This window comes from Pseudoduganella sp. SL102, from assembly GCF_027856995.1.
Taxonomy (GTDB): domain Bacteria; phylum Pseudomonadota; class Gammaproteobacteria; order Burkholderiales; family Burkholderiaceae_D; genus Rugamonas; species Rugamonas albidiflava.
In genome coordinates this window covers 6,294,547-6,321,103 of sequence record NZ_CP115554.1, presented here as the reverse complement: position 1 = coordinate 6,321,103, position 26,557 = coordinate 6,294,547, and the positions used below count along the sequence as shown (strand labels likewise).

The following is a 26,557-nucleotide window of genomic DNA, read 5'->3' as shown; positions in this document are numbered from 1 at the left end:
AACGCCGGCGCCGGCCAACCATCTGGCTGGCCGGCGCCGGCGGAAGCAGCGGACTGCCCGTGAGCGAGTTCAGATCAGGCGGCCGCGCTTTTCACGCTTGCATTCGAGCGTACTGATCAACTTGCCTTCCGGGGACACGGTATCGAGGTGCACATCGAAGCCCCACAGCCGCGCGACGTGCTTGAGCACCTCGTGGGCCTGCTGGTTCAGTGGCCGGCGGTTGAACTGGGTATGCCGCAAGGTCAGTGCCCGGTCATCCCGCGTATTGACGGACCAGACCTGGATGTTCGGCTCCCGGTTGCCCAGGTTGTACTGGTCGGCCAGCTGCTGGCGCACGTAGCGGTAACCCATTTCATCGTGGATGGCCGACACGGACAGCTTTTCGTTGCGGTCGTCGTCCAGCACGGCGAAGAAGTGGAATTCCCGGATCAGCCGTGGCGACAGGTATTGGGCGATGAAGCTTTCATCCTTGAAGTTGCGCATCGCGAAATGCAGCGTCTGCTTCCAGTCGCTGCCGGCGATGTCCGGGAACCATTCGCGGTCCTCGGCCGTCGGGTTTTCACAGATGCGGCGGATGTCCGTCATCATCGCGAAACCCAGCGCATACGGATTGATGCCGTTGTAATAGGGGCTGTGCACCGGCGGCTGGTAGACGACGTTGGTATGGCTCTTCAGGAATTCCATCATGAAGCCGTCGCCGATCACGCCTTCGTCATACAGCTGGTTCAGGATGGTGTAGTGCCAGAACGTGGCCCAGCCCTCGTTCATCACCTGGGTTTGCCGCTGCGGGTAGAAGTATTGCGAGATCTTGCGCACGATGCGCACCAGTTCGCGCTGCCACGGTTCCAGCAGGGGCGCGTACTTTTCGATGAAGTACAGCAGGTTTTCCTCGGGCTCGGGCGGGAAGCGCGTGGGCGACTGCGCCACCGTTTCCTCTTCCGCCTTGCGCGGCAGCGTGCGCCACAGTTCGTTGATCTGCGATTGCAGGTAGGCTTCGCGTTCCTTCTGGCGGCGCTGCTCCTGCGCCAGCGACAGCTTGGCCGGCCGCTTGTAGCGGTCCACGCCATAGTTCTGGATGGCGTGGCAGGAATCGAGCAACAGCTCGACGGCATCGATGCCGTGCCGCTGCTCGCACTCGGCGATGTAGTTCTTGGCGAACACCATGTAGTCGATGATCGCTTCCGCATCGGTCCAGGTGCGGAACAGGTAATTCCCCTTGAAGAAGGAATTGTGGCCGTAGGCCGCGTGCGCGATCACCAGCGCCTGCATCGTCAGGCTGTTTTCCTCCATCAGGTAGGCGATGCAGGGATTGCTGTTGATGACGATCTCGTAGGCCAGGCCCATCTGGCCGCGCTTGTAGCCTTTTTCCGTGGACAGGAAGTGCTTGCCGAACGACCAGTGGCTGTACGACACGGGCATGCCGACGGAGGTGTAGGCATCCATCATCTGCTCGGCCGTGATGATCTCGAGCTGGTTCGGGTAGGTATCGAGGCCGAAACTCTCGGCCACGCGCTTGATTTCCTCGTGTGCCTGCTCGATCAGCTCGAATGTCCATTCCGACTGTTCCGGCAGCGCGCGCGGGTGGGGCGGTCGCTTCATCATCTGGTTCATTATTTTGGCTGTTTCTTGAACAGTTCACGGAACACCGGATAGATGTCGGCCGGTGTGACAATTTTCTGCATCGCGAAGTGGCGGTGGATCTCCGGCACCTGCGCATACTGTTCCCACAGGTTCTGCGGCGGGCCGTCGGTGATTTCCACATAGGTGTAGTACTGCACCTTCGGCATGATCGTGTTGGTCAGCAGCTGGCGGCACAGCACCGAGTCGTTATCCCAGTTGTCGCCGTCCGAGGCCTGGGCCACGTAGCTGTTCCACTGGCCGGCGCCGTAGCGCTCGTCGATGATCTTGTTGAGCAGGTTCAGCGCCGACGACACCACCGTGCCGCCCGACTCGCGCGAATGGAAGAACTCGTGCTCGTCCACTTCCGCCGCCGCCGTGTGGTGGCGGATGAAGACCACCTCGATCTTGTCGTACACCCGTTTCAGGAACAGGTACAGCAGGATGAAGAAGCGCTTCGCGGTATCCTTGCGCTGCTCGTCCATCGAACCGGACACGTCCATGATGCAGAACATCACGGCCTGCGTCATCGGCTTGGGAATCTTGATGCGGTTGCTGTAGCGCAGGTCGAACGGATCGATGTACGGAATCGCCAGCAGCTTGGTGTGCAGGTGATGGATGCGCTTTTTCAGCTCGACGACGCGGAAATCGTCCAGCGGCACGTCGGCCAGCAGCAAGGTTTCCAGTTCCTGTTCGGCTTCGGCGAGCGCCTTGCGCGACGGGCCGCCGACGGCGATGCGCCGCCCCAGTGCGCCGCGCAGGGAGCGCAGCACGTGGATGTTGCTGGGCGTGCCGGACACGGTATAGCCGGCGCGCTGGCTCTTGAAATCGGTGGTGGCGGTCAGTTGCGTCTTGACCAGGTTCGGCAGCTCGAGATCTTCAAAGAAGTAATTCATGAATTCTTCGCGCGACAGTTCGAAGATGAAGTCATCCTCGGAGGTCTGGTCGCTGTTGCCTGCCTTGCCGCGGCCGGAACCGCCGCCGCCCTTCGGCCGGGCGATCTGGTCGCCCTTCTGGTATTCCTGGTTGCCGGGATTGACGACTTCCCACACGCCGCCATGGGCATGCCCGAAGGAAGGCTCGTTCACGTCCTTGACGGGAATCGAGACCTTCTCGCCATTTTCAATGTCGGTGATCGAACGGCCCTTGATGGCGCGCCCGACCGCGTCCTTGATCTGGGCCTTGTAGCGGCGCAAGAACCGTTCGCGGTTGACCGCGGACTTGTTCTTGCCCTGCAGCCGTCTGTCGATGAGGTAACTCAAAAGAATCCTCCTGCGGTGGGGACCACGCTCCCGCCGGCAGGCGGGAGCGCGAAGCCCGGTACTGCTGTGAACCAGACTCGCTTGTCGAACCTATTATGGCACTGACAGCCTTACGACGACTTCCGCACACGCAGATACCATTCGCACAGCAGCCGCACCTGCTTGGCGGTGTAGCCTTTTTCCACCATCCGTGCCACGAAGTCGGCGTGCTTGTTGGCATCTTCGGCGCTCGCCTTGGCGTTGAACGAGATCACCGGCAACAGTTCTTCCGTATTCGAGAACATCTTCTTCTCGATCACGGTGCGGAATTTCTCGTACGACGTCCAGGCCGGGTTCTTGCCGCCATTGTTGGCACGGGCGCGCAGGCCGAAATTGACGATCTCGTTGCGGAAATCCTTCGGATTGCTGATGCCGGCCGGCTTTTCGATCTTTTCCAGCTCGGCGTTCAGCGATTCGCGGTCGAAGCTTTCGCCGGTGTCCGGATCGCGGTATTCCTGGTCCTGGATCCAGAAGTCGGCGAACGTCACGTAACGGTCGAAGATGTTCTGGCCATATTCGGAATAGCTTTCCAGGTAGGCGGTCTGGATTTCCTTGCCGATGAAGTCCACGTAGCGCTGCGCCAGGTGCTCCTTGATATAGGAGAAGTATTTTTGTTCGGTCTCCGGCGGGAACTGCTCGCGCTCGACCTGCTGCTCGAGCACGTACAGCAGGTGCACCGGATTGGCCGCCACCTCGGTCGAGTCGAAGTTGAACACCTTCGACAGGATCTTGAAGGCGAAGCGGGTCGACAGGCCGTTCATGCCTTCGTCCACCCCGGCATAGTCGACATACTCGTGGATCGACTTGGCCTTCGGATCGGTATCCTTCAGGTTCTCGCCATCGTAGACCAGCATCTTGGAGAAGATCGACGAGTTCTCCGGCTCCTTCAGGCGCGACAGGATGGCAAACTGCGACATCATGCGCAGCGTGCCCGGCGCGCACGGGGCCTCGGCCAGCGAGGAATTGCGCAGCAGCTTGTCGTAGATCTTCACCTCGTCCGACACGCGCAGGCAATACGGCACCTTGACGATATAGATCCGGTCCAGGAACGCCTCGTTGTTGCGGTTGTTGCGGAAGCTCTTCCACTCCGATTCGTTCGAGTGGGCCAGCACCACGCCATCGAAGGGGATCGCGCCGAAGCCCTCGGTACCCTTGTAGTTGCCTTCCTGCGTGGCCGTCAGCAGCGGGTGCAGCACCTTGATCGGCGCCTTGAACATCTCCACGAACTCCATCAGGCCCTGGTTCGCCAGGCACAGGCCGCCGGAATAGCTGTAGGCATCGGGATCGTCCTGCGCGTAATCCTCCAGCTTGCGGATGTCGACCTTGCCCACCAGCGAAGAGATATCCTGGTTGTTTTCATCGCCCGGCTCGGTCTTCGAGATGGCGACCTGCTTCAGGATCGACGGGTAGCGCTTGACCACGCGGAACTGGTTGATGTCGCCGTTGTACTCATGCAGCCGCTTGACCGCCCACGGGCTGGGAATGCTGCGCAGGTAGCGGCGCGGGATGCCGTAATCCTCTTCCAGGATCACGCCGTCTTCGGCCTCGTTGAACAGGCCGAGCGGCGACTCGTTCACGGGAGAACCCTTCAGGCAGTAGAACGGCACCTGTTCCATCAGCGATTTCAGTTTCTCGGCAATCGACGACTTGCCGCCGCCAACCGGACCGAGCAGGTAAAGGATCTGCTTGCGCTCTTCCAGGCCCTGGGCCGCATGGCGGAAGTAGGACACCACCTGTTCGATCACTTCCTCCATGCCATAGAACTCGCGGAAGGCTGGGTAGATCTTGATGACCTTGTTGGCAAAGATGCGGGACAGCCGGGTGTCGTTGCGCGTGTCGACCAGCGTCGGCTCACCGATCGCGGCCAGCATCCGCTCCGCCGCCGTCGCATAGGTCAGGTGATCCTTCTTGCATAACTGGAGATACTCGGAGAGGGACATTTCCTCTTCCTTGGTGCGCTCGTACCGTGCTGCGTAAGTGTCAAAGATCGTCATGTGCGTGTCCTCTGATGTAAACCTACTCGTCACGGAAAGTCCGCCATCGCTGCCGCGCCGCCATCCTGCGGATGCGCGCGGCGTTCATGCAGGGCTTCCCTTACTGTGGTCGGCAGTCGTCGTGCAAGGCTGTCGGCCTGATCCTGGGTGATGCTCCTTGATTGTCATGAATACCGTCAGCTTCTGGCAGTGGCACGCGTTGCGCGTGCCGTGAGCTGAGTTTTTTATTCGCGGCGCTGTGGAGGAGTGCCGGCTTGCGTGTGTTTGCGCCGAAACGCATCTTACGATTGTGAAATTCGCTTGTGGAATCGATTATTGCGCTATTGGTGCCGGAAGTCAAAATATTATCCAACATCGTCAATCTCATCTGTAAAGCCCTGATTCACAAGGAAAAAACAAGGAAAAACACGCGCACGCTTGGGTCAATCCGGGGCGTTGTTGCCATTTCCTTCACGCTTGACATCACAGTAGCATGGTTGATCAAGCTGTGCTGAACGCCACGTAAAACGTGCGGCAGGGCAGCGGCTGAAAAAACATTCGGTCTTGCGCTAAGATGCGCTTTATCAGCGAACAAAGGAACGTAATGAATACCCAAATCCGCCACATCGTGCAGAACATGCCGAAAGCCGAACTGCACATCCACATCGAAGGTTCGCTGGAACCGGAACTGATCTTCGCGCTCGCCCAGCGCAACGGCGTGCAGCTCGCCTATCCCTCCGTCGACGCCCTGCGCGCGGCCTATGCTTTCCAGGACCTGCAATCGTTCCTGGACATTTACTATGCCGGCGCCAGCGTGCTGCTCAAGGAGCAGGATTTCTACGACATGACCGCCGCCTACCTGGAGCGCGCCAAAGCCGACCATGTGCGCCATGCGGAGATCTTCTTCGATCCGCAAACGCACACCGCGCGCGGCGTGCCGATCGGCGACGTGATCGACGGCATCCACCGCGCCTGCGCCGACAGCGAGGTGTCCGCCACGCTGATCCTGTGCTTCCTGCGCCACCTGTCCGAAGACGACGCGCTCGCCACGCTGGAGGCCGCGCTGCCGTACCGCGACAAGTTCATCGGCGTGGGTCTCGACTCTTCCGAGGTCGGCCATCCACCGGAAAAATTCACGCGCGTGTTCGCCCGCGCCCGCGAACTGGGCCTGCACCTGGTGGCGCACGCCGGCGAGGAAGGTCCGCCGGAATACATCTGGTCGGCGCTGGACGTGCTGCACGTCGAACGCATCGACCACGGCGTGCGCTGCCTGGAAGACGCCGCGCTGACGCGCCGCCTGGCCGCCGAGAAGATGGCGCTGACCGTGTGCCCGCTGTCGAACATCAAGCTGCGCGTGTTCGACACGATGCAGGAACACAACCTGCTGACCCTGCTCGACGCCGGCCTCGTCGTCACCGTCAATTCGGACGATCCGGCCTACTTCGGCGGCTACCTGAACGAGAATTTCCTGGCCGCGTTCGACTCGCTGTCGCTGGGGCTGCAGCATGCGCACGAACTGGCCAGGAACGGCTTTGCCGCATCGTTCCTGCCGGCCGAGCAGAAGCAGAAGTTCCTCGACGAGGTCGACGCGTATTTCTCGGCCTTCGACGTCGTTTGATGTAAGGATCCGATGTAAGGACTAGCAGCGGCATTCCACCCAGGGTTGCGTTCCTGGGTTAACCACGACCCCGGTTCACCTACCTGACCATGTTCCTCCAAGCCTTCCGCATGACCGCGCGCGACTGGCGCGCCGGCCAGCTGCGCTTCCTGCTGGTCGCACTGATCGTTGCCGTGGCCGCGCTGTCGTCGGCCGGCTTCTTCATCGACCGGCTGCGTGCCGGCCTGAATCGCGATGCCCACCAGCTGCTCGGCGCGGATCTCGTGATCGCCGGCGACCAGCAGCTGTCCACCGCCTGGCGCGAGGAAGCGGCGCGCCGCGGCCTCGTGCTGGCTGATACAGCCGTGTTCCCCAGCATGGCCCAGGCCGGCGAAGGCGAGGCCGTGCAGTCGCTGCTGGCCTCGCTGAAAGCCGTCAGCCCCGGCTATCCACTGCGCGGCCGCGTCAAGGTGACGACCGATCCGGAGCAGGCCAACGAAAACATCGGCACGCCGGCGCCGGACATTCCCGCTCCCGGCACCGTGTGGGTCGACGTGGCCGTGCTGCGCGCCCTGAACGCGCGCATCGGCGACAGCATCCGGGTGGGCGATGCCACGTTCCGCGTTGCCCAGCTGGTCGCGACCGAGCCCGACCGGGGCACCGGTTTCGCCAATTTCGCCCCGCGCGTGATGCTGCGGCTCGACGAACTGCCCAGAACCAACCTGGTGCAAACCGGTTCGCGCATCACCTACCGCCTGCTGGCGGCGGGGCAGGGGGCGGACGGCCGCGCCGCCGTCAACGCCTACGCCGAATGGCTGCGCGGCGAGATCAATGCGGGGAAGGCACGCAATATCCGCATCGACACGCTGGAAGAAGGCCGTCCGGAAATGCGCGAGACACTGGAGCGGGCCGACCGCTTCCTGTCGCTGGTCGGGCTGCTGTCGGCCATGCTGGCGGCCGTGGCGGTGGCCATGGCGGCACGCCGCTTCATGCTGCGCCATCTCGACGCCTGCGCGATGCTGCGCTGCCTGGGCCTGACCCAGAACCAGGTGACGGCGATCTACCTGATCGAATTCCTGCTGGTGGGCCTGGCCGGCAGCGTGATCGGCGTGCTGGTCGGATTCGGCAGCCACTTCGTGCTGCTCGAACTGCTGGGCCGCCTGGTGCAGGCCGACCTGCCGCCGGTATCGGTCATGCCCGCCCTGCAGGGGCTGGCCACCGGCATGCTGCTGCTGGCCGGTTTCGCGCTGCCGCCGATCCTGCAGCTGCGCAACGTGCCGCACAACCGCGTGATCCGCCGCGAGCAGGCGCCGCCCCAGCCGATGGCGCTGGCCACCTACGGGCTCGGGCTGGCCGCGTTCGTCGTGCTGCTGCTGTGGCAGGCCGGCGACCTGAAGCTGGCGCTGTACACGGCGCTCGGCTTCGTGGGCGCGTTCGGCCTGTTCGCGCTGGCCGGCTACGGCGGCCTGGCGGCATTGACGTCGCTGCGCACGTCATTGAAGCACCCGGCATGGCGCTTCGCCGTCACGTCGCTGCAGCGGCGCCCCGGCGCCACGGTGGTGCAGGTGGTGTCGCTGGCGCTGGGCCTGATGGCGCTGCTGGTGCTGACGATCGTGCGCGACGACCTGATGACCTCCTGGCGCAACGCCACGCCGCCGGATGCGCCGAACCATTTCGTGATCAACATCCAGCCGGACCAGAAGGATGAAATCGCCGCCAGGCTGCGCGCCGGCGGGGCGCTGGAAGCGCCGCTGTACCCGATGATCCGCGGGCGCCTGACGGCCGTCAACGGCAAGCTGGTCACGCCGGCCACCTATCCGGAAGGCCGGGCGCGCAACCTGGCCGAGCGCGAATTCAACCTGTCGACGATGAGCGAACTGCCGTCGCAGAACAAGCTCACCGCCGGCACCTGGTTCGACGATGCGCCCGGCAGCGCCGAGGCATCGGTCGAGGAAGGGCTGGCGAAAACGCTGGGCCTGAAACTGGGCGACACGATGCGCTTCGATATCGCCGGTTCGCCCGTGGAAGCGCGCATCACCAGCCTGCGCAAGCTGGAATGGGGCTCGATGCGGGTGAACTTCTTCGTCATCATCAACCCGCGTGCGATGGCCGAAACGCCGCAGACATGGATCACGTCGTTCCACCTGCCCAAGAAAGCGGCCGCGCTGGGCACGCAACTGTCGCGCGACTATCCGAACCTGACCGTGGTGGACGTGGGCGGCGTGCTGCGCCAGATCCAGTCCGTGCTGGACCAGGTGATCCAGGCGGTGGAATTCCTGTTCGCCTTCACGCTGGCTTCCGGCTTGCTGGTGCTGTATGCGGCGCTGATGGGGTCGCAGGATGAACGCACCCGCGAATCGGGCCTGCTGCGCGCGCTGGGTGCCACCCGGCGCCAGCTTTCGCGCGCGCAGATGATCGAATTCCTGCTGGTGGGCTCGCTGGCCGGGCTGCTGGCCGCGACCGGCGCCGCGGCGATGGGCTGGGGACTGGCGACCTACCAGTTCAAGTTCGACTGGGTCTTCAGCCCCGCCGCGTGGATGGCCGGCGTGGCCGTGGGGGCCGTCTGCGCCGCGGTGGGCGGCTGGCTGGGGCTGCGCAACGTGCTGCGGCAGCCGCCGTTGCAGACCCTGCGGGAAGCCTGAACGGACAGGAGGCTGGGTGCCGGATACCCCGGGACCGGTGTCGCACACCATTTTCCGAAAAGGCCGGAAAATGCTGTCCGACACCAGTCACCGATGCCTTGATCCGTCACGCCACCAGATAAGCGTCGGCCTGCCGCGCATTCAGGAACTGCTCGAACGGCGCCGGCGGCGCGGCCAGGTAATGCTCGGGAAAGTCGAACAGCGCCCAGTAGTACTTTTCACGGCCCATGCACACTTGCGGCGTGCGGCAGTGGCGGTGCCATTCATCGCCCGCCTCGGTGGAATACATGCCGTCGCCCGGCGGAAAGAACGGCAGCACGCGCCGTTCGGACAGCGCCAGCAGCAGTGAATGGGGCGCATCGTTGTCGCGCGCCACTTCGTACTGCGCGCACATGCCCTGTTCCGTTTCGATCACCATCAGCTTGGCGCGGCCGTAGCGGTCGAAGAACAGGATGCCGGCCGGGCCCGGATACAGGTAGTGTTCGACGAAGCCATTGCGGCGGTATTGTTCCTGCACCACCGCGGCCATCGCCTGGCAGCGCAGGAAGCTGTAGTCGTGCAGGGCCAGCATGTCCGCCAGCGTTTGCGCGTAGTCGATGAAGAAGGCGCGCTGCATGGCGCCGATTTCCGCTTCCAGCCGGTCGAGCGCGTCGTCGTCGCTTTTCTTGATGTAGCGGTCGATCAGGCCGCGGTTGAACGCATCCACCGCGATCTTCTCGTCCGCCGCGCCGGTAAACAGGATTTTCTTGGTCGGCAGGTGCCGCAGCGCGTCGCAGAATTCCACGCCGTTCATCTGCGGCATCGAGTAGTCGACCACCAGCACGGAAGGAATCGTGAAGCGCAGCGGCTGTTCGCACACGCGGTGGATGCGGCGCATGTCGACCGCCACGTTAGGCTGGTCGGGCGACTGGTTCAGGCTGTCGAAATCCACATGCAGCGGCAAGTCTTCGCGGCGCGTGCTGCGCGCGAACCAGTCCAGCGCCACCGCCGTATCGTGGAAGGTCTTGCTGGGCAATAGCGGGTCGAGCTGGAACGACAGGCTTTTCAGGAACGAATCGCTGTCGTCCACCAGCACCACCGTGGTCGGATGGGAAAGGATCGGAAGTCTCATGAGTCACCTGATGGCGGGGTGCTGCGCTGAACCGGAAACTCCAGCACAAAGATCGAGTAGGCATGTTCGCGCGATACGCAGCGGATTTCGGCATTCCACGCGCGCATGATCTGCCGGCACAGGGCCAGGCCGATGCCGGTGCCGTTGTGCGCGGGGTACGCATAGAAACGCTGGAAGATCAGCGGCAGGCGGCGCGCCGCGATGCCGCAGGCGGTATCGATGAACAGCAGCCTGGGGGATCTGCGGTTGCCGTCGACGACGATGCGCACGCGGCCCTTGCCGGCCCGGTGGATTGCCTTGAGGGCGTTGCGCAGCAGGTTGAGAAGGATGACCACCGTCAGCTCGTGCTGGCCGGCAAAGCGGAAATTGCCGCGCACTTCCACCGTGACCGCCTCGCTCTGTTCGGGGCTGGTAAACGGATAGCGGCGCAGCACGGCCTGCACCGCGTCGGCCATCGACACCGTTTCGAACGGTTCGTGGCGGCGCCGCACCGCGTTGGCCGACAGCAGGAACAGGTCGATCAGGTGGTTCATGTGGCGCACTTCGTACTGCACGCGGCCCAGCGCATGGCGCAGGTCGTCCGGCTGGCCGGCCGGCAGCGCCTGCAGCATGCGCGTCAATCCCCGCACATTGGCTTCCATGGCGGCCAGCGGGGTGCGCATCTCGTGCGCCACGGCACCCAGCCCCTCGCCCAGGCCGGCCATTTTTTCCTGCTCCAGCGCCACCCGCGAAAAGCGGGCCAGGCTCAGCAGCAAAACGATCATGGCGTGCACCGGCAACTGTTCCAGCACGCCGTGCGACAGCAGCACCTCGCCCTTGCCCTGCCATGCCACGCCCAGGCATGCCAGTGCGATGCCGCCCGCGTAGCAGCGCAGCGCCAGCGCGGTGGGAAAGTGGAACAGTCCGACGATCATCACCGTCAGGCACTGCGTCCAGGCGCTGGAAGCGCTGTTCATCAAGAACATGTAGGAACCGAAGAACGGCAGCACGAAGGTGAGCGCTACCGGTACATACAGTTCGCACCAGCGGGTACGGTAGCGCGCGGCCGCGATGCCGGCGGCGCCCACCAGGGTGCCCAGCAGCCGGAGCGCGGGGCTTTCGTACGGCTGCGGGAAGACCCACGTGAACACCACGAAGTAGAGGGGGTGGAGGATGACGCTGAGCCAGCCCAGCACAAACGCCTGGATGGCCGCGCGTTCGCCGCCGCGGTGGCGCCGCGCCAGCCGGCCGATGAAACCGCCGGCCGCGCGTTCGATTGCATCGTGATGCATGGCTGTGTGATGGCTCAGGACAAGCAACCATCTTCCTACCAAACCCAGCCATGTTGAGCGGTATCGCATGCCGAATTGATTTGGATCAATCAGCTCACGCGCAGTGCGCTATCATTGCCACCATGACTGAATCACGCAACGAATCTACCGACGCACGTACTGGCTCACCTGCCGACCCGCCTGCCGAGTCGCGTACCTTGTACGAGGTCATCGGCGGCGCCGAAAAGCTCCGCGAGATGGTCGACCGCTTCTACGACCTGATGGAGCTGGAGCCGGAATTCGCCGGTATCCGGGCCATGCATCCGCCCGCCACCGATGGCTCGCGGGACAAGCTGTACTGGTTCCTCACCGGGTGGATGGGCGGCCCGGACCTGTACCAGGAACAGTTCGGCCACCCGCGGCTGCGCGCCCGGCACCTGCCGTTTGCGGTCGGCAGCAGCGAGCGCGACCAGTGGCTGCGCGCCATGGCGTGGGCGATGGAAGACGTCGGCATTGCCGAGGACCTGCGCCTGCGGCTGATGCAATCGTTCTACCAGACGGCCGACTGGATGCGCAACAAGGCTGACTGAAGCCGCCGGGCTGGCTTCGGCCACATCACTTCCGCGAACGGAATCCATGGAAATCTACGCATTGCTGGCGCTCGCCATCGCCATCCTCGCGTTGCAGGTCGTGCTCCTGCTGCGAGGCAATCGCCACCAGGGCGGCGACCTCGGCGAACGGCTGGAACGGGTCGAGCGCGAGGTGCGCATGCAGCTGCAGGCCACCGCCCAGGCGCAACGGCAGGAAATGAGCCACACGCTGGCCCAGGCCCATGCGGCCACCGTCCAGCAGCTGGACGGCATGCGCCGCCAGATCGAGGTACTGACCGAATCGAATGCGCGCCGCATGGCGGAAGTACGCGCCACGCTGGAAACGCGCATCCGCGACCTGCAGGCCGACAACGGCGCGCGGCTGGAGGAAATGCGCCAGACCGTCGATGAAAAGCTGCACGCCACGCTGGAATCGCGGCTCACCGAATCGTTCAGGCAAGTCTCCGACCGGCTCGAGCGGGTGCACCAGGGCCTGGGCGAAATGCAGCAGCTGGCGCTGGGCGTGGGCGACCTGAAGCGCGTGCTCACCAATGTGAAGACACGCGGCACATGGGGCGAGGTGCAGCTGGAAATGCTGCTCGAACAGGTGCTGACGCCGGACCAGTATGCCAAGAATGTCGAAACCGTGGCCGGTACCAATGCGCGCGTGGAATTCGCGCTGAAGCTGCCGGGCCAGAAGGATGGCGGCGCGCCCGTGTGGATGCCGATCGACGCCAAGTTCCCGAAGGAGCAGTACGAACGCCTGCTGGAAGCGGCCGAGCGGGCCGATGCGGATGGCGTGGCGCTGGCCGGCCGCGAACTGGAACGGGCGGTGCGCACCGAAGCGAAAACCATCGCCGACAAGTACGTGTGCCCGCCGCAGACCACCGATTTCGCCATCCTGTTCCTGCCCACCGAGGGCCTGTACGCCGAAGTGATGCGGCGCCCCGGCCTGGCGGACGAGCTGCAGCGCGTGAACCGCGTCAGCATCGCCGGACCGTCCACGCTCACCGCGCTGCTGAACAGCCTGCAGATGGGCTTCCGCACGCTGGCGCTGGAAGAACGCTCCTCCGAAGTGTGGCAGGTGCTGGGCGCGGTGAAGACGGAATTCGGCAAGTTCGGCGACGTGCTGGCCGCGACCAAGACCACGCTGGAGCGGGCCGCGAAGAATATCGAATCGGCCGAAGTGCGCAGCCGGCAGATGGCCAGGAAGCTGAAATCCGTCGAGGCACTGCCGGCCGAGGCGGCGGAACTGCTGCTGGGCGGGCAACAGGACCTGGCCGCGGGCGGCGAACTGCCGGACTGACCGCGCGCCACTAGGCTGCGGTTGCCACCGGTCCCCCGCTAGGGAGCGACGATATAACCGATCGCAGCAGGGGGCATCTTGATGCCGGCTAACAGGCATGCCGGGAAAACCTTGCTGCATCTGTGGCGTTTCATTGCATACTTCGTAAAAGCCCGGCGGGCGCGGCGTCACGGGGATTGCCTGCGCAACTGGTTTGAAGATTTCATCAACGGCTTGCAATCACCGGTCCGACTTTAACGCCCGCTTGGATAAGCCACCCCAAGCGCAAATGCCGGGGTCAGACCCGGCGGGTCTGACCCCAGCCCTTCGCCGCTGGGGTGAATGCGTGCGCTTTCAATGCGTTGGTAACGCTTAACCAAGCAGCATTACAGGCCGACGTGGATTCCGGCAACTGTTTCGCGACAATCAAGCAGGAGGGAGCAGCGCATGCGCAGCAAGATCGTCAGTGCCCAGGAAGCGGTTGGCAGGATCCGCGATGGCGCCACCGTGGCCACCGGCGGTTTCGTCGGCGTGGGCTTCGCGGAAAATGTCGCCGTCGCCCTGGAACGGCGCTTCACTTCCCAGGGCAGTCCCCGCGACCTGACGCTGCTGTATGCGGCGGGCCAGGGCGATGGCGGCGAGCGCGGCCTGAACCACTTCGGCCACGAAGGCCTGGTCAGGCGCGTGATCGGCGGCCACTGGGCCCTGGTGCCGAAGCTGCAGCACCTCGCCATCGACAACCGCATCGAAGCGTACAACCTGCCGCAGGGCGTGATCAGCCAGCTGTTCCGCGACACGGCGGCCGGCAAGCCGGGCCTGCTGACGCACGTGGGGCTGGGCACCTTCGTCGATCCGCGCCACGGCGGCGGCAAGATCAACGGCCGCACGGTCGACGACCTGGTCGAGCTGACCACCATCGGCGGCCGCGAGTGGCTGTTCTACAAGGCGATCCCGGTGGACGTGGCGATCATCCGCGGGACCACGGCCGATGCCGCGGGCAACGTGACGATGGAACGCGAAGCGCTCACGCTGGAAGCGCTGGCGATCGCCATGGCCGCGCACAACAGCGGCGGCATCGTCATCGTGCAGGTGGAGCGGCTGGCCGCCACCGGCACGCTGCCACCGCGGCAGGTGCGCATTCCCGGCATCCTCGTCGATTGCGTGGTCGTTGCCGAGAAACCGGAATATCACATGCAGACGTTCGGCACCGCGTACGATGCCGCCTTTGCCGGCGAATTGCGTGTGCCGCTCGACAGCTACGCGCCGATGCCGCTGACGGCGCGCAAGGTGATCGCCCGGCGCGCGCTGCTGGAGCTGGCCGACGGCGACATCGTCAACCTGGGCATCGGCATGCCGGAAGGCGTGGCGGCGGTGGCGGCCGAGGAAGGCATGCTGGAGCGCTTTACGCTGACCGCCGAACCGGGCGTGATCGGCGGCATGCCTGCCGGTGGCCTCGACTTCGGCGCCACCGTCAATGCCGACGCCGTCATCGACCAGCCCTACCAGTTCGACTTCTACGATGGCGGCGGCCTCGACGTGGCGGTCCTCGGCCTGGCCCAGGCCGACCGGCAGGGCAACCTGAACGTCAGCAAGTTCGGCCGCAAGCTGGCCGGCGCCGGCGGCTTCATCAACATCAGCCAGAGTGCCCGCAAGGTGGTTTTTATCGGCACGTTCACCGCCGGCGCGCTGGAAGTGGCGATCGGCGACGGCGGCCTGCGCATCGTGCGCGAAGGCGCCTCCCGCAAGTTCGTGCACGAGGTCGAGCACCGCACCTACAGCGGCGCGGTGGCCCTGGAGCGGGGGCAGGAAGCGCTGTTCGTCACCGAGCGGTGCGTGTTCCGGCTCACCGGGCAGGGACTGGAACTCATCGAGGTTGCGCCGGGAATCGATATCGAGCGCGATATCCTGGCGCGGATGGACTTCGTGCCGCGCATCGCGGCGAACGTGAAGCCGATGGATGCGCGGCTGTTCGGCGAAGGGGCGATGACAGCGGGACGGGCAGGCACCGGGACCAGCGCTCGGTGAGCGCCGGGTGGCTTATTGCCGGCAAGCGGCTCCATATGCTTCGGCATAAGGCTTGCCGAAGCAGCCGATCAGGCCATCGAGCACATCGAGGTTCATCGGCCGCGGGATGGGGCGGTACGTTTCGGGAGGCAGTGCGGCCAGCGCCGCACGGGCTTCCAGCAGGGCCGGGCGGTCCTGGCGCAGGAATGCCACCGATCCATCCACGTACAGGTTCCACATGTCGGCGGCCGGGCCGTCGCGCATGCGCGATTGCCCGAACAATTCCTGGGCGCGCTCGCTCTGGCCGGCAAAAGCGCGGTATTGTCCTTCATGCCAGTACAGCAGGTACGCATCCGGGTTGTCCAGCACGGCGGGATTGGCCTTGCGGTAGCTGGCGATCAGGTCGGCCACGCAAAGGTCTCCCGCGGATATGACGCCGCGGAAACCGTCCGCGCCCTGGTCGAAGGTATTCAGGTCCTGGGCCATGTACCTGGCCCAGTCGATGGCGCAATCGCTGGCACCCGGCTTCGCATCGGCGGCGCGGGCATGTCCGCACAGGAGCAGCAACGCCATGATCATGGCAAGGGAATGCATTGGCGTCGTCCTCACAGGCAGTGTGCAATCAGGCCCGCCGCCACGACCGCCAACCCGACCGGGACGGAGACGATCAGCGAGCAGCGCTCCAGTCGCGATACCAGCTTGCCGCTCAGGAACGCTTGCCTGGCGAAGAGAATGCCCATGCTGGCGCAGGCGAGGCGCAGGCCGATATCCTCGCCACGGAACGTGGGGAAGTACAAGAACAGCCACATCACGAACAGCACCCCGGCTGACGTGGTGACGGTAGAGAGGTTTTCTTTCATCCGGCAAGAATCGTTGACTGGCCCGTGCGCAGCTTATCAGAATGCCAGCAAGGAAAAATCCTCATATTGTCACAATGCCAGCGGCAAGTGGCTATACCAGCCCCTCGAACATCAGCACTTCCACCAGGTCACCGGCCGCCACGTTGCCGCATTCATCCGGCAGCACGACAATGCAGTTGGCTTCCGTCATCGAGCGCAGGATGCCGGAGCCCTGGGCGCCGGTGATCCGCACTTCGCGGCTACCGTCGGGAGCGATGGACAGCACGCCGCGTTGGAATTCGGTGCGCCCCTGGCGCTTGCGGATCGGTTCGGCGCAGCGCGCCTGCACCAGCAGGTCGGCCGGCGCGTCGGCGCCCATCATCCGCAGCAGGGCGGGGCGGGCGAAGAAGTAGAACGACACCATCACGGCCACCGGGTTGCCGGGCAGGCCGAACAGGAACGCTTCGTGGCCCTCGGCACCGATGCGGCCGAACGCCATCGGGCGGCCGGGGCGCATGCCGATGGTCCAGAACGCCACTTCGCCCAGGCGCGCCATGATGTCGCGCGTGTAGTCGGCGGCACCGGCCGAGACGCCGCCGGAGGTGACGATCGCGTCCGCGCTCTGGCAGGCATCGCGCAGCGCCGCCTCCAGCGCGGCCGGGTCGTCCTTCACGATCCCCATGTCGACCAGCTCGCAGCCCAGGCGCGTGAGCATGCCGAACAGCGTGTAGCGGTTGCTGTCGTACACGCAGCCCTGCGCCAGCGGTTCGCCCACCGAGCGCAGTTCGTCGCCGGTGGAGAAGAATGCCACGCGCAGCCGGCGCCGCACGGGCACCTCGGCAATGCCGAGCGAGGCGATCAGGCCCAGGTCCGCCGGGCGCACGATCTTGCCGGCCGCCAGCGCCGGGCGGCCCGCCATCAGGTCCTCGCCGCGCAGGCGGCGGTTGTCGCCGGGGCGCACGCTGCGCGGCGCGATCGTCAGGCAGTCGTCCTCGACGCCCGCGGCATGCTCCTGCGGCAATACCGTGTCGCATCCGGCCGGCATCACCGCGCCCGTCATGATGCGCAGGCACTGGCCGGGGCCCGGCTGCAGCCCGGAAGGGCGGCCCGCGAAGTCCGTACCGATCACCTTCAGCCGGGTCGGATGGTCCGCCGACAGCTGGGCACCGTCGAAGGCAAAGCCGTCCATCGCGGAATTGTCGTGCGCGGGCACGCTGATCGGCGAAATCACGTCCTCGGCCAGCACACGGCCCAGCGCGGCGCGCAGCGCCACCTTTTCCACCCCGCGCACGGGGCGCACGAACCGTTCGATGACGTGCCGCGCCTGCCGTACCGGCATCGCGCCGGGATCGAGATCGCCGGTGAGGTCGGCCAGCCGATGCACGCGGTCTTCGGCCAGCAGTTCCTCGCGCGTGTTGATGTTGCGGAACGCGGCGGCGTCCGTGAACAGCACTTCGGCCACCTTCAGGCCCTCATGCCAGCCATCCATCTTGCGGCCGCCGCGCGCCAGGTAGGCGTCGAGCCGGGGCAGCACGTGCGTCTTCATCAGGGAAAATACCGGGTGCGCCTGCTTGCGGGCCGCGCCGCTGTCGTCCGCTTCCATGGTCACGGCGAGCGCCAGGTCGGCATCCTGGGCCAGCAAGGCATCCCGCAGCCGTTGCACCAGGTTGTCCGGCAAGAACGGCGAATCGCAGGGCACCGTGGCCAGCAATGGCGTGGCGCAGCGGCGCAGGCCCGCCTGCAAGCCGGCCAGCGGGCCAGCGAAGCCGCCCAGCTCGTCGGCCAGCACCGGCGCACCCAGCGATGCATACGCCTCGTGGCTGCGGTTGGCGCTGATCGTCAGCGCCGTCACTTGCGGCGCGAAGCGCTGCAGCACGTGCGCCACCAGCGTCGCTCCCCGGAACGGCTGCAGGCCCTTGTCCACGTTGCCCATGCGGCTGCCGCGGCCACCCGCGAAGATCAGGCCGCTGACGTCGTTGTCGCTCAATTGTTTCCCCTGTGAATAGTCAACGCACACTCATGCACGGCGCGTCCGATCGCCGCGGCGTTCGTCCGCCATGCATGCCTTCACCCCAAGTTTATCCGCCGATGTAGGACATCTCGACCTTGCGCGCACCGCTGCCCGACAGCCCGTCCGTATTGATGGTGCGCAGCTCCGAATAGCGGTCGCCGCGCGCCTGCCACAGCGCGCCGACGGCGGCCGCCAGTTCCTCGTCGCTGTGGCCGCCGCGCAGCAGCGCGCGCAGGTCGTGGCCCTGGGTGGCGAACAGGCAGGTGTACAGCTTGCCCTCGGTGGACAGGCGCGCCCGCGTGCAGTCGCGGCAAAATGCCTGCGTGACGCTGGAAATCACGCCGATCTCGCCGCCGCCATCGGCATAGCGCCAGCGCGCCGCCGTTTCGCCGGTGTAGTTCGGGTCGACCTGCACCAGCGGCAATTCGGCGCCGACGCGGCGCACGATCTCGGCGGAGGGAATCACATCGTTCATGTTCCAGCCGTTGGAGGCGCCCACGTCCATGAATTCGATGAACCGCAGGATGTGCGGCGTGCCATGGAAATGCCGCGCCATCGGCAGGATTTCCTGCTCGTTGGTCCCGGCCTTGACGACCATGTTGACCTTGATCGGGCCGAGCCCCGCCTCATGGGCCGCCTCGATGCCTTCCAGCACGTCGGACACGGCGAAATCCACGTCGTTCATCGCGCGGAACGTGGCATCGTCCATCGCATCCAGCGACACGGTCACCCGTTGCAGGCCCGCTTCCTTCAACGCTTTCGCCTTGCGGGCCAGCAGCGAGCCGTTGGTGGTCAGCGTCAGGTCGAGCGGCTTGCCGTCGACGGTGCGCAGCGCGGCCAGCATCTCGATCAGGCGTTCGATGTTCTTGCGCAGCAGCGGCTCGCCGCCCGTCAGCCGGATTTTCTCCACGCCATGGGCCACGAACTGGCGCGCCACGCGCGTGATTTCCTCGAAGGTCAGCAGCGAGGAATGGGGCAGGTACTGGTAATCCTTGTCGAACACTTCCTTCGGCATGCAATACACGCAGCGGAAGTTGCAGCGGTCCGTGATCGAGATGCGCAGGTCGCGCAGCGGCCGCGCCAGGCGGTCGCGCACTTCGCCGGTGGGCGCCTCGATGGCGGAGGGAATCGCCGGCGGCCGGCTGCGGCCGTCGGCGAGGATGATGATTTTTTCGGTCATTGACAAACTACAGTGAGCAATCGGGCAACTTTATTGAATAACCAGGTTGGGCAACATTAACCAGGATTCAATAAACCATTGATTCCATTGGCGTAATGTAGCACGAGGCCAGCCATCGCACAGGCTGCGAGCAGCTTTACGGGACCGGTTTGCCAGCGCAGCAACGCCCACGCGGCGACTGTGGCGATCGCGATCGCCGCCCAGTCCGGTCGGGCGCCGGCCAGGAAGACTTGCTCGCCGAAGAACACGGCCAGGCTGGCGATCACGCCGACCACGGCCGCCGAGATCGCCGTCAGCGGCGCCGTCATGCGGATATTGCCGCGCGTGGCCTCCACCAGCGGGCCGCCGGCCAGGATGAAGATGAACGACGGCACGAACGTGAACCACGCGGCCACCACCGCGCCGGCCACGCCGGAGGCTGTCGGACCGCCCAGCACCTGGTGGGTCCAGCCGCCCACGAAGCCCACGAAGGCATTCACCATGATCAGCGGGCCGGGCGTGGTTTCGCCCAGCGCCAGCCCGTCGATCATCTGGGCCGGCGTCAGCCAGCCATAAGTCTCCACGCCACCCTGGTAGACATAGGGCAGCACCGCGTAGGCGCCGCCGAAGGTCAGCAGCGCCGCCTTGGTGAAGAACCAGCCCATCTGCGCGAGCGGATTGTACAGGCCGGTGGCGGACGCCACCGCGAGCCAGCTGCCGGCCATGAGGGCGACGCCGGCTGCGGACGTGGCCAGCAGCTTGCGCCAGCCGAAGCGGGCATGGGGCGGTGTCGGCGTGTCGTCGTCGATCACCGCGGGGCCATGGCTGGCCGCCGCCTTGCCATGGCCGGGCATGCCGGGAGCGAATGCCGCCGGCCGCAGCCGCCCGCCCAGCCAGCCAAGCACGGCGGCGGCCAGTACCACGGCGGGGAAGGGCACGCCCAGCATGATGGCGGCGAAGGCCGCGCAGGCGAGGGCGGCCCAGCAGGCCGTTCTTCAGCGTACGCCGGCCGATGCGCCAGGTGGCGGCCAGCACCAGTGCCACGACGGCCGGCTTGATACCGTACAGCACCGCGGCAATCGCCGGCACGTCGCCGAAGGCCAGGTAGATCCAGGCCAGTCCGATCAGGATCAGCAGCGATGGCAGCACGAACAGCGTGCCGGCCAGGATGCCGCCGCGCGCCCGGTGCAGCAGCCAGCCGATGTAGACGGCCAGCTGGGTTGCCTCCGGCCCCGGCAGCAGCATGCAGTAATTCAGCGCATGCAGGAAGCGCTGCTCGGATATCCAGCGGCGCCGCTCGACGAGCTCGGCATGCATCAGGGCGATCTGCCCGGCCGGGCCGCCAAAGCTGATGAAGCCCAGCTTCAGCCAGTAGCGCAGCGCGGTGGACAGGGAGGGCGATGGTGGCGTCATGGGCAAAAAAAAGGGAAGCCGAAGCTTCCCTTTTCAGTCGTTGGCGATCAGCGTCGGGTATCCACCTGCACCAGCGGCTCTTCCACCACCACCGGCGCCGGCTTGCGCGTGCGGCCCACCCGCACCGGCGCCGTTTCGTGCGCCGCCGCTTCCTGGGCGGCACGCAGCTTGGCCGGGTCCGTCGCGGCCATTTGCAGGCCGGCGGCTGCCAGGATCGTTTGCAGGTCCGCCGGCGCAGCAGCAGCAGGAGCAGCAGCAGCAGGAGCAGCAGCAGCAGGAGCAGCAGGCGCTTGCGCGGCCAGCAGCTCGGCTGCCGTGGTGACCGGCACCGGTTGCGTTGCCACGTCCTCGGCGGCGACCGCCTCGGCAGTACCGATCTCGGCGGCAGCCGGGATCACCACGGCGGCTTCCACCACCGGCGTCACATCGACGGCGGCAGGCGCGGTCGTGGCTGGCGGCAGCGGCTCGGCCGCCGGGGCGTCGACGACTTCCGCTTCGGCCGGCTCGGCTGCTACCGGGGCGGCTGCGGGTTCGGCTACGGGTTCAGCTGCTTCTGCCGCTACTGCGGCGGCTTGCGCAGCCACCGGCAGTGGTTCGGCGGCGGGTGCCTGCACGACTTCCGCTTCGGCCGGCTCGATGGCCACCGGCGCGGCAGGCGCTTGCACAGCAGCCACGGGCAGCGGCTCGGCGACCGGTGCCTGCACGATTTCCGCTTCGGCCGGCTCGATGGCCATCGGCGCGGTGTCGGCCGGCTTCGTTTCCGTCACTTCCGCGCTGGCGGGCGCCTCGGCAGCCGGAGCCGCCTGCTGCACCGGTTCCACGGCGGCTGGCGTGTGCTCGACCGCCTCGATCGCGGCGGCGGCGGCAGCCACCGGCTCGACCTGGGCAACTGCCGCCGGCGTTTCGGCCGGTGCCAGCGCTGCTTCGCGGGTAGCGACCTGCACCTGCTCGGTCACCACGGATTCGGTGGCAGCCTTGATGGTGTCGCCTTCCGCCGCGGCGCCGGCAAACTCGTCGGCGGACTCGATACCTTCGCCTTCGGCGCCTTCACGTTCGCGGCGGTTACGGTTGCGACCGCCTCGGCGGCGGCGGCGGCGCGGCTCGTCGCCGCCTTCGCCGTCCAGTTCCTCGCCTTCCGGTCCCGTGTTGCCGGTGGATTTCACCAGGCCCGGCGTATCGGCGGACGGCGCGGATGCCGGCGCGGTGGCCGGCACGCCGACACTGGCGCCCGTGCCGGTACCGACCGGGCCCACGCCCGTTGCGGCCAGCGCCAGTTCATCGGCCTTGGCTTCGGCTGGCTGGGCTTTCGTTTCGCGCGCTTCACGCAATTCGCGCGGTTCGCGCGGCGGGCGGGCTTCGCGCGGTTCACGCGGCTCGCGCTGCGGGCGTTCGGCACGGTCCGGGCGTTCGCCACGCTCGGCGCGCGGCGTCACGGCAGCTGCCACGGCGCCTTCGGTTTCCACCTTGTCGACACCCTTGTCGGCAAACTTGTCCAGCTTTTCACGCGGTTCGCGTGGCGGGCGCGGCGGACGGGCCGGGCGCGCTTCCGTCGCCGGCTTGCCGGCTTCGTCGCGGGCACCCGGTTCGCGGTCTTTCGGGCCACGCGGGCCACGGGGACGCTGGCCGCGGCCATTCTTGTCGGCACGCTCGGCCGGCACGGCGACGGGCTTCGTCACGATGGCCGGGGCGGCCGGCGGTGCCGGTTCCTCGGTCTTGCCGGTGAAGAAGGAGACCAGCTTGGCAAAGAAGCCTTTTTCGGCCGGGGCCGGTACTGCCACCGGCGGCGGAGCGACCGGCTGCACCGGGACCGGGGCTGGCGTACGGTCGACGATCGGGGCCGGCTGGCTTGGCGTGATGGTCTTCACCACGGCTTCCTGGCGCGGCTTCTGCTCTTCCTTCTGGCGCTTGGCGAAGCCCATGTCGGTCTCCGCCTGCTCGGCCATGGTGTAGCTGGCGGCCGATTCTTCCAGGCGCGGATCGTCGTGCTTGATGCGCTCGAGCTTGTAGTGCGGCGTATCGAGGTGCTTGTTCGGCACCAGGATCACGGTGATGCGGTGGCGGTTCTCGATCTTCAGCACTTCGCCGCGCTTTTCATTGAGCAGGAAGGCGGCCACGTCGACCGGCACCTGCACATGGATGGCGGCGCTGTTTTCCTTCATCGCCTCTTCCTGGATGATGCGCAGCACCTGCAGGGCGGAGGATTCGGTATCGCGGATGTGGCCGGTGCCGGAGCAGCGCGGGCACGTCACGTGCGAACCTTCGGACAGCGAAGGGCGCAGGCGCTGGCGCGACAGTTCCATCAGGCCGAAGCGGGAAATCTTGCCCATCTGAACGCGCGCACGGTCGTGGTGCAGCGCATCCTTCAGGCGCTGTTCCACTTCGCGCTGGTTCTTGGCCACTTCCATGTCGATGAAGTCGATCACGATCAGGCCGCCCAGGTCGCGCAGGCGCAACTGGCGGGCCACTTCCTCGGCCGCTTCGCAATTGGTATGGAAGGCCGTGGTCTCGATGTCGGAACCGCGCGTGGCGCGGGCGGAGTTGACGTCCACGGACACCAGGGCTTCAGTGTGGTCGATCACGATGGCGCCGCCGGATGGCAGCGGTACCGTGCGGCTGTAGGCCGTTTCGATCTGGTGTTCGATCTGGAAGCGCGAGAACAGCGGCACGTCGTCGCTGTAGCGCTTGACGCGATGCACCATGTCGGGCATCACGTGGCTCATGAACTGGTGGGCCTGTTCGTAGATCTCGTCCGTATCGATCAGGATCTCGCCGATGTCGGGCTGGTAGTAATCGCGGATGGCGCGGATCACGAGCGACGATTCCTGGTAGATCAGGAAGGCGCCGGAAGCCGATTTCGAGGCGCCTTCGATCGCGCGCCACAGCTGCATCAGGTAATTCAAGTCCCATTGCAGTTCATCGACGTTGCGGCCGATGCCGGCGGTGCGGGCAATCACGGACATGCCTTGTGGCAAGTCCAGCTTGTCCATCGTTTCGCGCAGTTCCTGGCGCTCCTCGCCCTCGACACGGCGCGACACGCCGCCGCCGCGCGGGTTGTTCGGCATCAGCACCAGGTAGCGGCCGGCCAGGGAGATGAACGACGTCAGGGCGGCGCCCTTGTTGCCGCGCTCTTCCTTCTCCACCTGGACAACGATTTCCTGGCCTTCGCGCAGCGCATCCTTGATGGTGGCGTTGCGCACGTCGATACCTTCGCGGAAATAGCTGCGTGCCACTTCCTTGAACGGGAGGAAACCGTGGCGGTCTTCACCATAGCTGACGAAGCAGGCTTCCAGCGACGGCTCGATGCGGGTGATCACGCCTTTGTAGATATTGGACTTGCGCTGCTCGCGTCCGGCGGTTTCGATGTCGATGTCGATCAGTTTCTGACCATCGACAATGGCTACGCGCAGCTCTTCCTGCTGCGTAGCGTTGAACAACATGCGTTTCATTTTTTATTTGACTCCGCGACCCTTCGGCCAAATGCGCCGCCCAGGTTCCAGGAACGCGAGCGGCAATCGTACGAGGATATACGCGGAATTAAGGAGGCTGCGGGGAAATGCCTCGTCGTGCGGCAGCGCGCAGGCGCAGCTGCCACAGTGGGCGCATGAAGCTGATCGTCATGCCGAGTTCGCACCACCTGCAACTCATCCTGTCCAGCCCCATGAGGTGGGCCGCGGAGAATGCGGGCGTGCGCAATTGGTCGAGCCTGGCATCTTGTGTGGTGCCGGGCGAAAACGGCAAGCGTTATCAGCTTCATCAACCGGCAAGCAACGACTCTGGGCTTGCTTGCCGGAGTTATCCAAACGATCCAGCCAATCTAATTCCAACATCCGTTCACCCAACCCGATGACAACATTGGTTGCCACCCTGATCCGTGCCCGTATGTGCGTATACGTTTATTTCCGCTGAATGCGCAATTAAGCGAGGCCAGCGGATGCGCCCCTGTGTAAAATCGTGGTTTTCTTCTTACACACAGCAACAGCAGGGCAAACACTTAGTTAAGTGCTGCATTGCCACGGCGAATTGATTATATATTCAAAATGAAGGACTTAGAGAGATTTTCTGGGAAGACAACCCAAAAGCCCCGCCAAAGCGAGGCCCAGTCTTCCCCCCAGACAGTCCTGCCACAAGCACAATTCGTGACGATCGGCGAAGAAGAGGCCGGACAGCGTATCGATAACTACTTGTTGCGTATTTGCAAAGGCGTACCGAAGAGCCACGTCTACCGCATCCTGCGCTCCGGTGAAGTGCGTGTGAACAAGGGCAGGATCGACCAGTTGTACCGCCTGGTGGCGGGCGACGTGGTGCGCATTCCACCCGTGCGTATCGCGGAGAAGCCGGACAATGCCGCGCCCGCCGCGGAATTTCCCGTCATTTATGAAGACGCGCACCTGCTCGTCATCGACAAGCCGGCCGGCGTGGCCGTGCACGGCGGCTCCGGCGTCTCGTTCGGCGTGATCGAGCAGCTGCGCGCCTCCCGGCCGGATGCGAAATTCCTGGAACTGGTGCACCGGCTGGACCGTGAAACGTCCGGCCTGCTGCTGCTGGCGAAAAAGCGTTCGGCGCTGACCAGCCTGCACGAGCAGATGCGCGACGGCGAGACGGACAAGCGTTACCTGGCGCTGGCCACCGGCGACTGGAAAAACAAGCGCCAGCACGTCAAGGCGCCGCTGCACAAGTACACCACCGGCGATGGCGAGCGCCGCGTGGCCGTGATGGAAACGGGCATGCCGTCGCACACGGTGTTTTCGCTGCTGAGGAAGTACCGCGAATTCGCGCTGCTCGAGGCGGAACTGAAAACCGGGCGCACGCACCAGATCCGCGTGCACCTGCAGTCAACCGGTTTCCCGATCGCTGGCGACGACAAGTACGGCGACTTTGCCTTGAACAAGGCGCTGCAAAAACGCACGGTGCCGCTCAAGCGCATGTTCCTGCATGCGCACCAGATCACGTTCCGCCATCCCGAGAGCGGGAAAATCATGACCTTGAACGCGCCGCTCGCCCCCGAATGCGAAAAATTCTTGGTAAGCTTGGGCCAACCTGATAACTCTGCTCTGCAATAAAGTGGGCAACAAGAATGGAGCCGGCCTCGCCGGAGCACATGGCAAGAAAGCAATTTGACCTGATCGTCTTCGACTGGGATGGCACGCTGATGGACAGCACGGCCACCATCGTGAAAAGCATCCAGTCCGCGGCCAGGGACCTGGGCCTGCCGATTCCTTCGCGGGAGGCGGCATCCCACGTGATCGGCCTGGGCCTTTCGGAAGCCATGCAGAAAGTGCTGGGTCCGGAAGTAGACCCGAAGTATTACCCGCGCATGGTCGAACGCTACCGTTACCACTACCTGACCAAGGACCATGAACTGACGCTGTTCGACGGCGTGCCGGAATTGCTCACCGAACTGTCGCAGCAGGGCTATTTCCTGGCCGTGGCCACCGGCAAGAGCCGCGTGGGCCTGAACCGCGCGCTGAACGCGGCAAAGCTGCTGACCACGTTCCACGCCACGCGCTGTGCCGATGAAACGTTTTCCAAGCCGCACCCGGCCATGCTGCAGGAACTGACCCGTGAACTGGGCCAGGACATGCGCCGCACCGTGATGATCGGCGACACCTCGCACGACCTGATGATGGCGCAGAACGCCGGGGCGGCCGGCATCGCCGTCGAGTATGGCGCCCACCCGGTTGATCAGCTGACCGCCTGCCGCCCGGTCTTTTCGGCAAAGAACGTGCCGGAATTGCACCAGTGGCTGAACGCCAACGCCTGATGGG

General features: G+C 65.4%; 16 protein-coding genes and 2 pseudogenes. 7 read left to right on the top strand and 11 right to left on the bottom strand.

The window, feature by feature from the left end:
* Positions 1-69: 69 nt before the first annotated feature.
* From OU994_RS26755 to OU994_RS26745, 3 genes are all read right to left on the bottom strand, one after another.
* On the bottom strand, positions 70-1,611 hold the full coding sequence (locus tag OU994_RS26755; protein ID WP_371861702.1) for a SpoVR family protein: 1,542 nt from the start codon (positions 1,609-1,611) through the stop codon (positions 70-72).
* Positions 1,611-2,879 carry a YeaH/YhbH family protein gene (locus tag OU994_RS26750; protein WP_281608389.1) on the bottom strand — a complete coding sequence of 423 codons (1,269 nt, stop codon included), beginning with the start codon at positions 2,877-2,879 and terminating at the stop codon, positions 1,611-1,613. The genes OU994_RS26755 and OU994_RS26750 overlap by 1 nt, the downstream gene beginning before the upstream one ends.
* 110 nt (positions 2,880-2,989) lie before the next feature.
* Positions 2,990-4,912 (bottom strand): PrkA family serine protein kinase, encoded by a 1,923-nt coding sequence (locus tag OU994_RS26745; RefSeq protein ID WP_131144290.1) that lies wholly within the window; start codon positions 4,910-4,912, stop codon positions 2,990-2,992.
* Between the two features lie 583 nt (positions 4,913-5,495).
* On the opposite strand from OU994_RS26745, the gene OU994_RS26740 reads away from it, so the two are divergent.
* A complete protein-coding gene (locus OU994_RS26740; protein ID WP_281608388.1) occupies positions 5,496-6,509 on the top strand; it encodes an adenosine deaminase in 1,014 nt (337 codons plus the stop codon).
* A gap of 89 nt (positions 6,510-6,598) precedes the next feature.
* Positions 6,599-9,130: an ABC transporter permease gene (locus OU994_RS26735; protein ID WP_281608387.1), complete on the top strand. Its 2,532-nt coding sequence runs from the start codon at positions 6,599-6,601 to the stop codon at positions 9,128-9,130.
* A gap of 106 nt (positions 9,131-9,236) precedes the next feature.
* Here the strand turns inward: OU994_RS26735 and OU994_RS26730 are convergent, their stop codons facing one another.
* Complete coding sequence (locus OU994_RS26730; protein WP_281608386.1) at positions 9,237-10,241, bottom strand: response regulator; 1,005 nt, start codon at positions 10,239-10,241, stop codon at positions 9,237-9,239.
* Positions 10,238-11,512 carry a sensor histidine kinase KdpD gene (locus tag OU994_RS26725; protein WP_281608385.1) on the bottom strand — a complete coding sequence of 425 codons (1,275 nt, stop codon included), beginning with the start codon at positions 11,510-11,512 and terminating at the stop codon, positions 10,238-10,240. Before OU994_RS26725 ends, OU994_RS26730 begins: the two co-directional genes overlap by 4 nt.
* A 122-nt stretch (positions 11,513-11,634) precedes the next feature.
* Here OU994_RS26725 and OU994_RS26720 point away from each other — a divergent pair, with 122 nt between their 5' ends.
* The 3 genes and pseudogenes from OU994_RS26720 to OU994_RS26710 all read left to right on the top strand — a co-directional run.
* Positions 11,635-12,081: a group II truncated hemoglobin gene (locus OU994_RS26720; RefSeq protein WP_281608384.1), complete on the top strand. Its 447-nt coding sequence runs from the start codon at positions 11,635-11,637 to the stop codon at positions 12,079-12,081.
* Between the two features lie 46 nt (positions 12,082-12,127).
* Entirely contained in the window at positions 12,128-13,387 is a 1,260-nt protein-coding gene (locus tag OU994_RS26715; RefSeq protein ID WP_281608383.1) for a DNA recombination protein RmuC, read from the top strand.
* 426 nt (positions 13,388-13,813) lie between these two features.
* A pseudogene (locus tag OU994_RS26710) lies at positions 13,814-15,352 on the top strand (acyl CoA:acetate/3-ketoacid CoA transferase); the annotation flags it as partial.
* 51 nt (positions 15,353-15,403) lie between these two features.
* On the opposite strand, the gene OU994_RS26705 reads toward OU994_RS26710, so the two are convergent.
* From OU994_RS26705 to OU994_RS26680, 6 genes and pseudogenes are all read right to left on the bottom strand, one after another.
* Positions 15,404-15,964 (bottom strand): hypothetical protein, encoded by a 561-nt coding sequence (locus OU994_RS26705; protein ID WP_281608382.1) that lies wholly within the window; start codon positions 15,962-15,964, stop codon positions 15,404-15,406.
* An 11-nt stretch (positions 15,965-15,975) separates the two neighbouring features.
* The gene (locus OU994_RS26700) at positions 15,976-16,230 is read right to left on the bottom strand and encodes a hypothetical protein (RefSeq protein ID WP_281608381.1); all 255 of its coding nucleotides are present in this window, start codon (positions 16,228-16,230) and stop codon (positions 15,976-15,978) included.
* A 91-nt stretch (positions 16,231-16,321) separates the two neighbouring features.
* Entirely contained in the window at positions 16,322-18,196 is a 1,875-nt protein-coding gene (gene glp, locus OU994_RS26695) for a gephyrin-like molybdotransferase Glp (protein ID WP_307731751.1), read from the bottom strand.
* Between the two features lie 91 nt (positions 18,197-18,287).
* On the bottom strand, positions 18,288-19,400 hold the full coding sequence (moaA, locus tag OU994_RS26690) for a GTP 3',8-cyclase MoaA (protein ID WP_131144298.1): 1,113 nt from the start codon (positions 19,398-19,400) through the stop codon (positions 18,288-18,290).
* A 56-nt stretch (positions 19,401-19,456) separates the two neighbouring features.
* Positions 19,457-20,792: pseudogene (gene chrA, locus OU994_RS26685) on the bottom strand (chromate efflux transporter).
* A gap of 47 nt (positions 20,793-20,839) precedes the next feature.
* Positions 20,840-24,238 carry an Rne/Rng family ribonuclease gene (locus tag OU994_RS26680; protein ID WP_281608380.1) on the bottom strand — a complete coding sequence of 1,133 codons (3,399 nt, stop codon included), beginning with the start codon at positions 24,236-24,238 and terminating at the stop codon, positions 20,840-20,842.
* Positions 24,239-24,829: 591 nt separating this feature from the next.
* On the opposite strand from OU994_RS26680, the gene rluC reads away from it, so the two are divergent.
* Together rluC and OU994_RS26670 are read left to right on the top strand one after the other, a co-directional pair.
* Entirely contained in the window at positions 24,830-25,852 is a 1,023-nt protein-coding gene (gene rluC / locus OU994_RS26675) for a 23S rRNA pseudouridine(955/2504/2580) synthase RluC (RefSeq protein ID WP_281611727.1), read from the top strand.
* Positions 25,853-25,890: 38 nt separating this feature from the next.
* Complete coding sequence (locus OU994_RS26670; protein ID WP_281608379.1) at positions 25,891-26,553, top strand: HAD-IIIA family hydrolase; 663 nt, start codon at positions 25,891-25,893, stop codon at positions 26,551-26,553.
* Positions 26,554-26,557: the final 4 nt, after the last annotated feature.

Excerpts from the sequence above, each read along its gene's own strand:
- OU994_RS26720 (WP_281608384.1), top strand. The coding sequence starts at position 11,635 with ATGACTGAATCACGCAACGAATCTACCGACGCACGTACTGGCTCACCT.
- OU994_RS26740 (WP_281608388.1), top strand. The coding sequence starts at position 5,496 with ATGAATACCCAAATCCGCCACATCGTGCAGAACATGCCGAAAGCCGAA.
- OU994_RS26680 (WP_281608380.1), bottom strand. The coding sequence starts at position 24,238 with ATGAAACGCATGTTGTTCAACGCTACGCAGCAGGAAGAGCTGCGCGTA.
- OU994_RS26705 (WP_281608382.1), bottom strand. The coding sequence starts at position 15,964 with ATGCATTCCCTTGCCATGATCATGGCGTTGCTGCTCCTGTGCGGACAT.
- rluC (WP_281611727.1), top strand. The coding sequence starts at position 24,830 with ATGAAGGACTTAGAGAGATTTTCTGGGAAGACAACCCAAAAGCCCCGC.
- OU994_RS26700 (WP_281608381.1), bottom strand. The coding sequence starts at position 16,230 with ATGAAAGAAAACCTCTCTACCGTCACCACGTCAGCCGGGGTGCTGTTC.
- OU994_RS26745 (WP_131144290.1), bottom strand. The coding sequence starts at position 4,912 with ATGACGATCTTTGACACTTACGCAGCACGGTACGAGCGCACCAAGGAA.
- OU994_RS26715 (WP_281608383.1), top strand. The coding sequence starts at position 12,128 with ATGGAAATCTACGCATTGCTGGCGCTCGCCATCGCCATCCTCGCGTTG.
- OU994_RS26730 (WP_281608386.1), bottom strand. The coding sequence starts at position 10,241 with ATGAGACTTCCGATCCTTTCCCATCCGACCACGGTGGTGCTGGTGGAC.
- moaA (WP_131144298.1), bottom strand. The coding sequence starts at position 19,400 with ATGACCGAAAAAATCATCATCCTCGCCGACGGCCGCAGCCGGCCGCCG.
- OU994_RS26755 (WP_371861702.1), bottom strand. The coding sequence starts at position 1,611 with ATGAACCAGATGATGAAGCGACCGCCCCACCCGCGCGCGCTGCCGGAA.
- OU994_RS26670 (WP_281608379.1), top strand. The coding sequence starts at position 25,891 with ATGGCAAGAAAGCAATTTGACCTGATCGTCTTCGACTGGGATGGCACG.
- OU994_RS26725 (WP_281608385.1), bottom strand. The coding sequence starts at position 11,512 with ATGCATCACGATGCAATCGAACGCGCGGCCGGCGGTTTCATCGGCCGG.
- OU994_RS26735 (WP_281608387.1), top strand. The coding sequence starts at position 6,599 with ATGTTCCTCCAAGCCTTCCGCATGACCGCGCGCGACTGGCGCGCCGGC.